We start from the raw sequence: 12,408 nt of genomic DNA, 5'->3' as shown, positions 1-12,408 counted from the left end.
TGGCGATACGGTGCGTGCCCTTCCGCGTTCGAATTGCGGGTCGTTACCTTGCTCCGGATCGGGCCGCCCCCGGCCCGCGCGCCGCCCACCCTCACGCGCCGAAGGAAGACGAACCATGAGCCAGCCCATCGACTCGGTCGCCGCCGGTCACACCCCCGACGACACCGCCGCTCAGCCACAGCCGGGCTGGTCCTTCGAGACCAAGCAGGTCCATGCCGGAACCAGTCCGGATCCGGCCACCGGGGCCCGCGCGGTGCCGATCTACCAGACGACCTCCTTCGTCTTCCGGGACACCCAGCACGCCGCCGATCTCTTCTCGCTCGCCGAGCCCGGCAACATCTACACCCGTATCCACAACCCGACCCAGGACGCCCTGGAGCAGCGCGTGGCGGCGCTGGAGGGCGGTGTCGCGGCCGTGGCGCTCGCCTCCGGGCAGGCGGCGGAGACCCTGGCGATCCTGACCCTGGCGGGCGCCGGGGACCACATCGTCTCCAGCGCCTCGCTCTACGGCGGGACGTACAACCTCTTCCGGCACACCCTGCCCCGCTTCGGCATCGAGGTCTCCTTCGTGGAGGACCCCGACGACCGGGAGGCGTGGGCCGCCGCCGTCCGTCCCAACACCAAGGCGTTCTTCGCCGAGACCCTCGGCAACCCGCGCGGCAACGTCCTCGACGTACGGACGGTGGCCGACGCCGCGCACTCGGCGGGTGTGCCGCTGATCGTCGACAACACGGTGCCCACGCCCTATCTGCTCCGGCCGATCGAGCACGGCGCGGACATCGTGGTCCACTCGGCGACCAAGTTCCTCGGCGGGCACGGCACCACCCTGGGCGGTGTGGTGGTCGACGGCGGCACCTTCGACTTCGGCGCCCACGCCGAGCGGTTCCCCGACTTCCACCAGCCCGACGCCAGCTACCACGGCCTCCAGTACTGGCCCGCCCTCGGTCCGGGCGCCTTCGCCGTCAAGCTGCGGGTCCAGCTGCTGCGCGACATCGGCCCCGCCATCGCCCCGCACTCCGCCTTCCTGCTCCTCCAGGGCGTGGAGACCCTCAGCCTGCGCATCGAGCGTCACTCCGCCAACGCGCTCGCGCTCGCGGAATGGCTGGAACAGCGCGACGAGGTGGCGGCGGTGCACTACCCGGGACTCCCGGGCAACCGCTGGTACGAGGCGGCCCGGCGGTATCTGCCGCGCGGCGCGGGGGCGGTGCTCTCCTTCGAGCTCCGCGACGGGGTGGAGGCCGGGAAGCGGTTCGTGGACGCGGTGGAGCTCTTCAGTCATCTGGCGAACATCGGGGACGTGCGGAGCCTGATCATCCACCCGGCCTCCACCACCCACAGCCAGCTCGACGCCGAGCAGCTCGCGGCGACCGGGACCTCGCCCGGACTGGTCCGGCTCTCGGCCGGGATCGAGAACATCGCCGATCTGAAGGCGGACCTGGAAGCCGGCTTCCGCGCGGCCAAGGGCGCCTCCTGAACACCGGTTCCGGGGGCCCCGGGCGGGTCGTTTCCGCGGCCCCCGCGGCCCCCGCGGCCCCCGCGGCCCCCGCGGCCCCCGGGGCGGCCGGGCCGGTCGGGCCGGTCGGTTCAGGGGCGGCCGAGGTGGCCGGATCGGTCGGCTCCGGAGGGGTCGGCTCCGGGGCGGTCGGCTCCCGGGCGGTCGGCTCCGGGGCGGACGGCTCCGGACGCTCCGGTTCCGTGAACGTCTCCGAACACGCCGGCACTGCCTCCGGGCACGCCGGTTCCGCCCCCGGCCGGCAGCGCCCGGGCGCCCTCCCGCCTCCCGCCACCGGGGCCTGGCGGGAGGGGGATCCGCCCGGCCGGCGCCGATGGGTCCGGCTGGGCGCCCCGCTCGCTCTGGAGGCGGGCGGGGAACTCCCCGGCGGCGCGTACTCCGGCGGCCTGCCCTCCGACATCCCGACCCCCGGCACGCACTCCGGCATCCTTCCCGCCCAGCCCTTCGGCCCCGGCGCCGAGGCCGCCGGGGGCTCGGTCCAGCTCGCCTACGAGACCTGGGGGGAGCCGGCGGCCGACGGCTCCAACGCCGTTCTGGTGCTCCACGCGCTCACCGGCGACAGCCATGTCAGCGGCCCGGCCGGGCCCGGCCACCCCACCGCCGGCTGGTGGGACGGGCTGATCGGCCCGGGCCGCGCGCTCGACACCGACCGCTGGTTCGTCGTCGCCCCCAATGTGCTGGGCGGCTGCCAGGGCAGCACCGGCCCCGCCTCGCTCCGGCCGGACGGCCGCCGCTGGGGAGGCGCGTTCCCCTTCCTGACCACCCGCGACCAGGTCGCGGCCGAGGTCCGGCTGGCGGACGCGCTCGGCATCGGGCGCTGGGCACTGGTGATCGGCGGATCCATGGGCGGGATGCGTGCCCTGGAGTGGGCGGTGACCCACCCGGAACGCACCGGCTCGCTCCTGCTGCTCGCCTGCACCGCCGCCGCGAGCGCCGAACAGATCGCCTGGGCCGGCCTCCAGCTCCGCGCCATCCGCGCGGACCCCCACTGGCGCGGCGGCGACTATCACGACGCGCCGCCCGGCCGCGGCCCGCACGAGGGCCTGGGGCTGGCCCGGCGCCTGGCGCATGTCACCTACCGCTGCGAATCGGAACTCGGCGCCCGGTTCGGGCGTTCCCCCCAGGGGAGCGAGGACCCGCTGCGCGGCGGCCGGTATCAGGTGGAGTCGTATCTCGACCACCACGCGGCGAAGCTGGCCCGGCGCTTCGACGCGGGCAGCTATGTGGTGCTGACCGAGGCGATGAACAGCCATGACATCGGCCGGGGCCGCGGCGGGGCGGCCGCCGCCCTGCGCCGGATCAGTGCCCCCGCCCTGGTGGCCGGGGTCGATTCGGACCGTCTCTATCCGCTCGCCCAGCAGGGATACCTCGCCGCGCACATTCCCGGCGCGGACGGTCTGCGGATCATCGAGTCGCCGTACGGACACGACGGCTTCCTCATCGAGACGGAACGGGTCGCCGAGTTCATCCGCGAGCTGACGGACGCCTGACCGGGGCCGGCCGGCGCCCGCCGGCCTGCCGGCCCCGGGTGCGGCCCCGGGTCGGCGGCGGCCCCAAGTCCGGCGGCGGCTCAGCGCCCGGCCGCCCGGCCCTCGATGCCGATGACGGAACCGAATCTCACCACCGCCTGGTAGTAGGTCCAGGCCGTGCCGGTGCAGGAGACCTTCCGCGCACCGGAGTAGGCCGCGCAGACCCGCTTCATGTCGGCGTGGAAGGCATTGTCCAGGCGGGCCTTGTTGGCCGGGAAGCTCCCCGCGGCCTTGTAGTTGCGGTAGCCGAAGTCGTGCCGGGCGCAGGACTTCTGGAAGGGGAAGCCGAAGGGGTTGTCCGGGGAGCTGGTGCAGAGGTCGGTGGACCAGTCGAATTTGTACGCGCGCCACGCGGACTGGTTCTGCCTGGCCGCGTGCCAGGCGTTGTAGCTGCTCGCGCCGGTCTGCGTCCAGGAGCTCAGGACCCTGGGCTTGTCGGCGGGGACCGCCGCCGGGGCCGCCCAGGCCGGGGAGGCGGCCAGGCCGATGGCGAGGGGCAGAGCGAGTGCGGCGGCGGTCAGGGGAGTGGTGCGACGACGGCGCATGGAGTCCTCCGGGCGGACGGCGGGGAGCGGCCCCGGGTGCGGTCGCACGGGGCCGGGCCGGCGTCGGGCAGCACGTTTCGGCGCGCCCTGGCCGGCGCTGTGAGGAGCGGGGACGAGCGGGGGGAGTGTGCGCGATGGCCCGGGTTCTGGGGATTCCGCCGGGGCACGGTGCGTACGGTCGGTTTGTTCCCGAATCGGGAGTCCGGTACGCCTGGGTGGGGCGTAAATCAGCCGCGAGGGTCAGCGGAATGACGCACCGTCAAAGCATTGGCCATGAATTCGTGTTGCCCGCCCGATGGCGAACGCCCGCGATCGGGGACGACCCGCCGGGATGACCCCCGCCCCGCACCGGGGCGGTCACCCCGCCCCGCTGCCACCGTCCCCCCCGACTCCCCCCCGCCTCGCTCCCGCCCTCACCCCAGCCCGGGAATGGCGGAGACGCCCAGATCGATCACCTTGATACCGAGAAAGGGCAGCACGAGCCCGCCGAGCCCGTACACCGCGAGATTGCGCCGCAGCAGCCGGTCCGCGGACGCGGGCTCGTACCGCACACCCCGCAGTGCCAGCGGGATCAGCGCCACGATGATCAGCGCGTTGAAGATGATCGCCGAGGTGATCGCGGAGACCGGGCTGTGCAGGCCCATGATGTTGAGCGCGTCGAGACCCGGATACGCGCCGGTGAACATCGCCGGGATGATCGCGAAGTACTTCGCCACGTCATTGGTGATCGAGAAGGTGGTGAGCGCGCCCCGGGTGATGAGGAGCTGTTTGCCGATCCGGACGATCTCGATGAGCTTGGTCGGGTTGGAGTCGAGATCGACCATGTTCCCGGCCTCCTTCGCCGCCGAGGTGCCCGAACTCATCGCCACCCCCACATCGGCCTGGGCGAGCGCGGGCGCGTCATTGGTCCCGTCGCCGGTCATCGCCACGAGCCTGCCGCCCTCCTGCTCCCTCCTGATGAGCGCCAGCTTGTCCTCCGGCCCGGCCTCGGCGAGCCAGTCGTCCACCCCCGCCTCGTGCGCGATGGCCCGGGCGGTCAGCGGATTGTCGCCGGTGACCATGACCGTGCGGATGCCCATCCGGCGCAGCTCGGCGAAGCGTTCGCGGATCCCCTCCTTGACGACGTCCTTGAGATGGACGATCCCGAGGACCCGCGGCCCGTCCCAGTCGTGCACGGCGACGAGGAGCGGAGTGCCCCCGCTCGCGGCGATGGCGTCGGTCCAGTCCCGGGCCTCGGCCGGCACGGTGCCGCCGCGCAGCCGTACCCAGTCGGCCACCTGAGCCGCCGCGCCCTTGCGGATCGCGCACCCGGTGCCGTTCTCCCAGCGCAGATCGATCCCGCTCATCCGGGTCCGGGCACTGAACTCCACGAAGAGCGCCCGGGTCAGGGTGGCCGGATCCGGTGCCCGGAGCCCGTACCGCGATTCCGCCAGAGCGACCGCGGACCGCCCCTCGGGCGTGGTGTCGGCGAGAGACGAGAGCTGCGCCGCGTCCGCCAGCGCCAGGGCGCCGACCCCCGGCAGCGGCACGAAGTCGGCCGCCGCCCGGTTGCCGAGGGTGATGGTGCCGGTCTTGTCGAGCAGCAGGGTGCCCACATCCCCCGCCGCCTCGACGGCCCGGCCGGACATGGCCACCACATTGCGCTGGACCAGCCGGTCCATCCCGGCGATCCCGATCGCGGAGAGCAGCGCCCCGATCGTCGTCGGAATGAGGGTGACCAGCAGAGCGACCAGCACGGTGGTGGACTGCGCGGCTCCGGCGTACGAGGCCATCGGCTGAAGGGTGAGAACCACCAGCACAAAGCCCGCGGTCAGCGCGGCGAGCAGGATGTTGAGCGCGATCTCGTTCGGGGTCTTCTGCCGCTTCGCCCCCTCCACCAGGGCGATCATCCGCTCCATGAAGGAGTGCCCGGGGCGTGAGGTGACCCGGACCACGATCCGGTCGGAGAGCACGGTGGTGCCCCCGGTGACACCGGACCGGTCGCCGCCGGACTCCCGGATGACCGGTGCGGACTCGCCGGTGACGGCGGACTCGTCGACCGCCGCGGCCCCGTCCACCACCTCACCGTCGGCGGGGATCCTTTCCCCGGCCCGGACGACGACGAAGTCGAGAAGCCGCAACTCGCCCGCGGGCACCCGCTCCGACTCGGCCCGGTCGGGGTCGGCCCCGTACCGCCAGTGCCGCAGCCGCACCGCGAAGGTGTCGGCGCGCGACCGCCGCAGCGACTCGGCCTGTGCCCTGCCGCGTCCCTCCGCCACCGCCTCGGCGAGGTTGGCGAAGATCACCGTCAGCCAGAGCCAGAGGCTGATCACCCAGGTGAAGACCGATGGATGGATGAGCGCGGAGAGAGTGGTGAGCGCGGAGAGAGTGGCGACCACGAGGAGCACGGGGTTGCGCGCCAGCGCGCGCGGGTGCAGTTTGCGCACGGCCGCCGGAAGCGATGTCAGCAGCTGTACGGGATCGAGCAGACCCCCCGGCACGGCCCGGTGCCGCGGCTCGGCGGGCGGCGCCTGCCCGCCCGCGATCACGGGTGCGGACGGGGACGGGGGCGCGGCAGGACGCATCGCGGGCAGCCTTCGTGAGGGGCCGCGGCCCGGTACGGCGGGCAGCGGCCGGACGGTGGAGTACCGGCCGCCGGGCGGTCTGCCGACCCGGGGCATGTCCCTGTCGGCCGGCAGACCGCGGCTCCGCACGGGGCAGGGAGAGCTGCCACCGAGCGCCTCGTTCCCCGAGTCCGGTCATGCCACTGACGTCCCCGGGGAAATGGAGCGGCTGACCGGAAATCTAGGCCCGCCCGGGGCCCCGGGGGAGGCCCTTCGCGCGCTGTTGACGCCGCGCTGACGGCTTATTGGCGGCGAAGCGGAAGGGACCGTCAAGGCGGTTCCGTGCAGGGGGCGTTACGGCTCCGGCCCCGAGCGGAGGGAGGCCGTCCCCGCATGCGGCCGTGATGTCGGCGAATGATCGCCGTATCGCGGTCCGATCATCGCCCCGACTCCCTGTCAAGGCCGCGTCAGTATCGGCGTGATGAGCGCCAGGAAGGCGTCAAGGTGAACGCGTCGGGTCCTCCCCGGCCGGCCGGCCGGAGAGAGGCTCGTGCCGGCGGCCGGGCGCAGTCATGGACAGGGAGCTGATCGCGGCATGGGTATCGAGAATGTGGTGGGCCTGATTGTCGCCGCCTGTCTGGTCGGGTATCTGGTGGCCGCGTTCCTCCATCCGGAGAAGTTCTGACCCCGGCCGGAGGTGAGGTTCCGGCTCCGGCGCCGACGGCCCGGCGGCGTATCACGAGGTGATCGTCAAGACGCCGCCGACACCCGCGGGCACCGGTCGTACCGGACAGAAGGGACGGCCGGCGGGCGCATATGCTCCCCACTGCCCGGAAGCCGGGCATTCGCTTTCCCGTGACCGGGCTCACCGAACCCCGCCCCCCTCGCCGGCGACGAGCCAACAGCGGTAGAAGGGCCCACAAGCCTTCGGTTCCAAGGGATCGCCCCTGGACCCGCACCTTCGTTTCGGGGGGAACCATCAGCACGTCAGAAATACTCTCGGCCGAGGGAGTCGACCTCTTCTACGGCGACCAGCCCGCCGTGCGCGGCGCCCGGCTCGCGGTGTCCCCGGGAGAGGTCGTGGCCATCACCGGGCAGAGCGGATCCGGCAAGTCCTCGCTCCTCTACTGCCTGGCCGGGGTCCTGCCCGTCACCCGCGGCCGGGTGAGCTTCGGCGGACGGGTGCTCGGCGCCCTCTCCGACGACGAGATCAGCACCCTCCGGCGGGAGCGTTTCGGCTTCGTCTTCCAGTACGGCGAACTGCTCCCCGAACTGACCATCGAGGAGAACACGGCACTGCCGCTCCGCCTGGCCGGCAGGCGCAAACGGCCGGCCATCGAGGCGGCGCGCGAGGTTCTGGACCGGCTGGGCATCGGCGAGCTGGGCGAACGCCGGCCCGCGCAGGTGTCGGGGGGCCAGAGCCAGCGGGTCGCGGTGGCGCGGGCCCTCGTACACCGGCCCGCCGTGGTGTTCGCCGACGAACCGACCGGCTCCCTGGACAGTGCCAACGCCTCCGCCGTGCTGGGGGAGTTCCTCGGCCTGGCCCGCTCCCGGAGCACCGCCGTGATCCTGGTGACCCATGACGGGACCGTGGCCGAACAGGCCGACACCCGCTACACGATGACCGACGGAGTCCTGTCCCCCTGGGGGGACGGGTGACGGAGTTCCTGCTCGGTCTGCGACTGCTCGCCGGTTCGGGACGGGGCAACCGCGTACGGTTCCTGCTGATGGCGGTCGGCGGCTCCATCGGGGTCTGCTGTCTCGCGCTCGTACTCACCGTCCCGGCGATCCTGGAGGCGCACGACGGCCGGGCCGCGGCGCGGCAGCCCGTCACCGCGCCGAAGGGCACGGCTGACAGCACCCTGGTCCTCCTGCGCTCGGACGCGTACGGCTCGCACTCCTTCACCCGGGTCTTCGTGGCACGGGGGAGCGGGGGAGCGAAGACCTCCCCGCCCGGGGTCGGAGAGCTGCCGGGCCCCGGGGAACTGGTCGTCTCCCCGCGCGTCCGCGAACTCCTGCGCGAGGCACCGGCCGTCAGGGGCCTGCTGCCGGGACGCGACCGTGGTCTGATCGGCCCGGCCGGGCTGGCCCACCCCGATGAGCTGTACGTCTACATCGGCACCACCCGCGACGAGCTCGCCCGCGACGGACGCCATCTGAAGGACTTCGGCTACCGCTACGCCCCCTTCCCGGCCGTCGAGCCGTCCACCCTCACGGATGTGCGCTTCGCCCTGGCGACGCTGGTCCTTCTGCCGCTGGGCATCTTCCTCTCCGTCTGCGCCCGGCTGTCCGCGGCCGGCCGTACCCGCCGCCTCGCCTCGCTGCGGCTGCTCGGGCTCAGCCGGAAGGGCACCCGGCGGGTGAACGCCGCCGAGACGGTGGCCGCCGCGCTCGCCGGCGCGGTCCTGGGGCTCGGTGAGTACTGGGTGCTCAACCAGGTGATGGCACGGACGGGTCTGCCGTCCCTGCGGTGGTATCCGGCCGACGGGGAGCTCTCCGCGACCACCGTCGCGGTGTGCCTGCTCGGCTGCCCGGCGCTCGCCTGGTTCGTCGGCCGCAAGAGCGCGCGGGAGGCCACCGCGAACCCGCTGGCGGTGCGGCGGACAGCGGTGCCCCGCCCGCCCTCCAAGTGGTACGGATTCCTCCTCCTGGCCGGTCTGGGCATTGTGTGCGGCTACTGCCTCACCGGCCTCATCGGGCGCCCCGCCTCCAGTACCGGGGTGAACGCCCTGCTGGTGGTCGCCGGTGTCCTGCTGACCGGCGTCGGCCTGGTGCTGACCCTGCCGTACCTCTCCCATGTGCTCGCCCGCCGGCTGGCGGGCTCCACCGGATCCCTCACCCTCAATCTCGCCATGCGGCGCAATGAGGCGGAACCGGGGAGCACCATGCGGGTCGTCACCGGCCTGGTGCTCCTGGTCTACGCGGCCTCGCTCGCCCAGGGGGTGCTCATCCAGCTCGCCCAGGTCAGCCGACCGTCCGGCCCCGTACAGGACTACTCCCTCGCCCTGTCCCGGCTCACCGAAGGGCAGCAGCGGGAGCTGGGCGAGGTGGCCGGGGTGCGCAACGCGGCCGTGATGATGAACTCCTGGGTGGACCTGGACACCGAACGGCCCGAGGAGGCGTTCGCCTCCTCGGCCACCGCCCTGGTCGCCACCTGCGCACAGCTGGAACGCATGGTCAGTGCGTCCGAGGGGTGCGTGGACGGCAGGGTGATGCGGCTCGTCGACCCCAATTCGAGCCTCGGCTCCGGCCTCGCGACGGGCACCACCTTCCGCTTCCGCCACGACGGCGCGAAACCGGGGAGGACCGACGTCGTCCTCCCGGCGGAGCGGATCGTGTACACCGGGTACGGCGCCTCGGCGATCGGCGGCGCCGCGCTGCTCGTCCCGCCCTCGGCGCTGCCCGCCGGCGCGCGCCCCGACGACGCGCAACTCGTGCTCACCAGCGGCTCGGACCCCGGTGAGGTCCGCAGGGTCCTCGACGGCATCGGGGCGGTGGCCCCGATCGCCGATGTCGAGCTGGTCGGGCTGAACATCCAGGGCCTCGAACAGATCTCGGTGGTCGAGACCCTGCTCGTACTGGGCATGATCATGGGGCTGCTGATCGGGGTGGCCGCCTTCCTGGTCTCCGTCACCGACCGGGCGATGGAGCGCCGTTCACAGGTCACCGCCGTCACGCTGATCGGTGCCCGGGCGCGGACGATGCGGGCGGTGCAGTGCGTCCAGGTCGTCCTGCCCCTCTGCCTGGGGCTTGTCCTGGCGATCGTCACCGGGAAACTCGCGGAGTCGAGTTATCTGATCACCGGGGGCGGGGCCGTCGGCTGGGACATCGACGGCCTTCCGCTGCTGGTTCTCGCGGCGGCGGGCGTGGTGCTGGTGGCCGCCGCGGGCACGCTGCCGCTGGCCGGCCGCCGGATCGACCCGGAGCTGATCCGCCGCGACTGAACGGCAGCTGATCCGTCGTGACCGGCCGGCGGGGAGCTGATCCGCCCGTGACCGGCCGGCGGGGCGTGCTCGCGGACCACGAGCGCGGGCGGCGGCGGTGATCCGCCGCCGCCCGCCCCGTACCCTGCCGTGTGATGCCGGACGCCGAGAGGAGCCCCGCGTGAAGGATCGGACCGGCCGGCGGTCCCGGAAGCCGTTTCTGTACGTGGTCGTCTGCGCGGCCGGAGTCGCCGCCGATGTCGGCCAACTGATCACGTCCGCAAAGGCGGAGGGCTGGGACGTGGGCGCCGTCGCCACCCCGCAGGGCCTCGGTTTCATCGACACGGCGGCGGTCGAGGAGCTGACCGGTTACCCGATCCGCTCGGCCTGGCGCTCCCCGGGCGACCCCCGCCCGCTGCCGCCCCCCGACGCCATCGCGGTGGCCCCGGCCACCTTCAACACGATCAACAAATGGGCCGCCGGGATCTCCGACACTCTGGCCGTGGGCATCCTCTGCGAGGCGTACGGCCTCGGTGTCCCGATCGCCGCGCTGCCGTATCTGAACTCGGCCCAGGCCGCGCACCCCGCCTACGGCGAGAGCCTGCGAAGGCTCCGGGGGATGGGCGTCCTGTTCGGCTCGCACATCCCTCACCCGCCCCAATCGGGCGGCGCGCCGGCCGGGTTCCGCTGGGAGGAGGCCCTGGAGCTGCTCGCTCCGGCACTCCGCCCGCCCGGGTGATCCGCGGCGTACCGCTCAGCCGCCGACATGCATCGGGTGGCCGTTCTCCAGCAGATCGCCCCAGGCCCAGCAGAGCACCGGGAAACCGAGCCCGGCCAGTGCCATGCGCGCGGTCCGCACATCCGACGGCGCGTGCCCGGTCGCCTCGGACACGAGGTCCCTGACGTAGTACAGACCGGTGCCGACCAGGGCGTACCACTCCCGGTTCGGACCGAACGCCCCGCTGTGCGCGGGCACCAGCCGGGACGCCGCCGCCTCGACCTGGTCCCGGCGGATGTCGTGCTGCTCGCCGAGGGAGACGAACCGGGCGGTGTCCGAGGGCCTTTTGCTCATGGTGTTCCCTTCACGGAGGGGGCACCGCCGGCGGACACGGCTTCCCGCGCCGGGTCCACATCGGCGTGGACCAGATGGTGGTCCGAGTACCGGGAGGGACGTACGCCCTGCTCGGCCGGGACGAAGCCCCGGAGGAAGATGTAGTCGAACTTCAGCTCCCAGTCGGTGGTCGGCGCGCAGACACCGGCGGGCGCGGGACGGCAGTTGGGATCCGTGTCCGAGGCCAGCTTCATCATCCCGGTGAGCTCGGACGAGTCCGGCACCGCGTTGAAGTCGCCCAGCACAATGGCCCGGTCGTGGCGGGCGATCTCCCTCGCCAGCACGCGCGTCTGGTCCGCCCGGACCTCCTCCTGGCGCCGCTGCGCGAGATGCGTGTTGAAGACCCGGACGGGCTTGCCGCCCACGGTGGTGGTGACCGCCAGATAGCCCCGGTCCTCGGATCCGCCGTCGGGATACTCCTCGCGGACGCGGTCGGTCATCGGCGCGGCCGAGAGCAGCGCCTGGCCGAAGCCCCCCGGATTCCACGGCACTCCACCGCAGCGGCCCCGGTTCTTGAGCACCATTCCGTACTCGACGTGGTAGACGAGCCCGTGCAGCCGCTCCAGATACCCCCGTATCGCCTCGACATCGCGCACACACGATTCCTGGAGGCCGATGACCTGCGGCGCGAAGGCGGCGATCTCCGCCGCCCGGTCGATGTTGCTCTCCTTGCAGGGATTGCAGATGTTCCAGGTCATGACCCGGTTCGGCACGACATCCCGGACGGCGTCGGGCGGCAGCGGCCTGGCGACGGGGACACCGTCCGGCGTACTGGGACCAATGATCACCACACAGGCCGCGACGGCGGTGACGCCCGCGAGCAACCGCACACCCTTTCCGGACATCATCGCCTCCCCGCCGTGGACGCACATGGGATGTGACGTCTCCACGGAAGAGGTTATGGGACGAGGCTGTGGACACCGCATGCGCTCGGCTGGATCTCCGGGCCCGCCACCCCGCCGGATGCCTTCCGGCCATGGGGAAGGCCCCCCGCGCCGGGGAGCCGGCGGATCGCGATGAGATGTGCCCCGGCCGGACTCGAACCCGCGGCCGGGCGCTTGGCCCATCGGCGATGTGCTTCCGGGCGTGAGAAAGCCCCACCGGTATTCCGGCTGGTGAGGCTTGGTGTGCGCCCCCGGCAGGACTCGAACCTGCGGCCAAGCGCTTAGAAGGCGCCTGCTCTATCCACTGAGCTACGGGGGCCGATGGCGGCCAGGGCTACCGGAACCCTGGGGTCCGCAGCC

10 protein-coding genes and 1 tRNA gene are annotated in these 12,408 nt (G+C 73.0%); 6 read left to right on the top strand and 5 right to left on the bottom strand.

The window, feature by feature from the left end; genetic code table 11:
- The first annotated feature begins 115 nt into the window (after positions 1-115).
- Together AAFN69_RS08705 and AAFN69_RS08700 are read left to right on the top strand one after the other, a co-directional pair.
- Complete coding sequence (locus AAFN69_RS08705; RefSeq protein WP_347727765.1) at positions 116-1,474, top strand: bifunctional o-acetylhomoserine/o-acetylserine sulfhydrylase; 1,359 nt, start codon at positions 116-118, stop codon at positions 1,472-1,474.
- Positions 1,475-1,695: 221 nt separating this feature from the next.
- Complete coding sequence (locus tag AAFN69_RS08700) at positions 1,696-3,003, top strand: homoserine O-acetyltransferase (protein WP_347727764.1); 1,308 nt, start codon at positions 1,696-1,698, stop codon at positions 3,001-3,003.
- An 80-nt stretch (positions 3,004-3,083) separates the two neighbouring features.
- Here AAFN69_RS08700 and AAFN69_RS08695 read toward each other — a convergent pair whose 3' ends face one another.
- Positions 3,084-3,587, bottom strand: coding sequence for a phospholipase (locus AAFN69_RS08695; RefSeq protein WP_347727763.1), 504 nt, complete (start codon positions 3,585-3,587; stop codon positions 3,084-3,086).
- A gap of 413 nt (positions 3,588-4,000) precedes the next feature.
- Positions 4,001-6,151: a potassium-transporting ATPase subunit KdpB gene (gene kdpB / locus AAFN69_RS08690; RefSeq protein ID WP_347727762.1), complete on the bottom strand. Its 2,151-nt coding sequence runs from the start codon at positions 6,149-6,151 to the stop codon at positions 4,001-4,003.
- Between the two features lie 574 nt (positions 6,152-6,725).
- On the opposite strand from kdpB, the gene kdpF reads away from it, so the two are divergent.
- The 4 genes from kdpF (at position 6,726) to AAFN69_RS08670 (ending at position 10,792) form a co-directional block, all read left to right on the top strand.
- Positions 6,726-6,815 carry a K(+)-transporting ATPase subunit F gene (gene kdpF, locus AAFN69_RS08685; RefSeq protein ID WP_347727761.1) on the top strand — a complete coding sequence of 30 codons (90 nt, stop codon included), beginning with the start codon at positions 6,726-6,728 and terminating at the stop codon, positions 6,813-6,815.
- 356 nt (positions 6,816-7,171) lie between these two features.
- Positions 7,172-7,789, top strand: a complete 618-nt coding sequence (locus tag AAFN69_RS08680; RefSeq protein WP_347727760.1) for an ABC transporter ATP-binding protein — start codon at positions 7,172-7,174, stop codon at positions 7,787-7,789.
- Positions 7,786-10,074, top strand: a complete 2,289-nt coding sequence (locus AAFN69_RS08675; RefSeq protein WP_347727759.1) for an FtsX-like permease family protein — start codon at positions 7,786-7,788, stop codon at positions 10,072-10,074. The genes AAFN69_RS08680 and AAFN69_RS08675 overlap by 4 nt, the downstream gene beginning before the upstream one ends.
- A 160-nt stretch (positions 10,075-10,234) precedes the next feature.
- A complete protein-coding gene (locus tag AAFN69_RS08670) occupies positions 10,235-10,792 on the top strand; it encodes a flavoprotein (protein WP_347727758.1) in 558 nt (185 codons plus the stop codon).
- A 15-nt stretch (positions 10,793-10,807) separates the two neighbouring features.
- Here AAFN69_RS08670 and AAFN69_RS08665 read toward each other — a convergent pair whose 3' ends face one another.
- From AAFN69_RS08665 to AAFN69_RS08655, 3 genes are all read right to left on the bottom strand, one after another.
- The gene (locus tag AAFN69_RS08665) at positions 10,808-11,125 is read right to left on the bottom strand and encodes a hypothetical protein (protein ID WP_347727757.1); all 318 of its coding nucleotides are present in this window, start codon (positions 11,123-11,125) and stop codon (positions 10,808-10,810) included.
- Entirely contained in the window at positions 11,122-12,012 is an 891-nt protein-coding gene (locus AAFN69_RS08660) for an endonuclease/exonuclease/phosphatase family protein (RefSeq protein WP_347728088.1), read from the bottom strand. The genes AAFN69_RS08665 and AAFN69_RS08660 overlap by 4 nt, the downstream gene beginning before the upstream one ends.
- A gap of 282 nt (positions 12,013-12,294) precedes the next feature.
- Positions 12,295-12,367, bottom strand: a tRNA-Arg gene (locus AAFN69_RS08655).
- Positions 12,368-12,408: the final 41 nt, after the last annotated feature.

Origin of the sequence: Streptomyces sp. CAU 1734, from assembly GCF_039888735.1 — a bacterium.
Classification (GTDB): Bacteria; Actinomycetota; Actinomycetes; order Streptomycetales; family Streptomycetaceae; genus Streptomyces.
The sequence above is the reverse complement of the archived record's forward strand: the minus strand, read 5'-3'. Positions and strand labels throughout refer to the sequence as shown.

Excerpts from the sequence above, each read along its gene's own strand:
- kdpF (WP_347727761.1), top strand. The coding sequence starts at position 6,726 with ATGGGTATCGAGAATGTGGTGGGCCTGATTGTCGCCGCCTGTCTGGTC.
- AAFN69_RS08705 (WP_347727765.1), top strand. The coding sequence starts at position 116 with ATGAGCCAGCCCATCGACTCGGTCGCCGCCGGTCACACCCCCGACGAC.
- AAFN69_RS08665 (WP_347727757.1), bottom strand. The coding sequence starts at position 11,125 with ATGAGCAAAAGGCCCTCGGACACCGCCCGGTTCGTCTCCCTCGGCGAG.
- kdpB (WP_347727762.1), bottom strand. The coding sequence starts at position 6,151 with ATGCGTCCTGCCGCGCCCCCGTCCCCGTCCGCACCCGTGATCGCGGGC.
- AAFN69_RS08695 (WP_347727763.1), bottom strand. The coding sequence starts at position 3,587 with ATGCGCCGTCGTCGCACCACTCCCCTGACCGCCGCCGCACTCGCTCTG.
- AAFN69_RS08660 (WP_347728088.1), bottom strand. The coding sequence starts at position 12,012 with ATGATGTCCGGAAAGGGTGTGCGGTTGCTCGCGGGCGTCACCGCCGTC.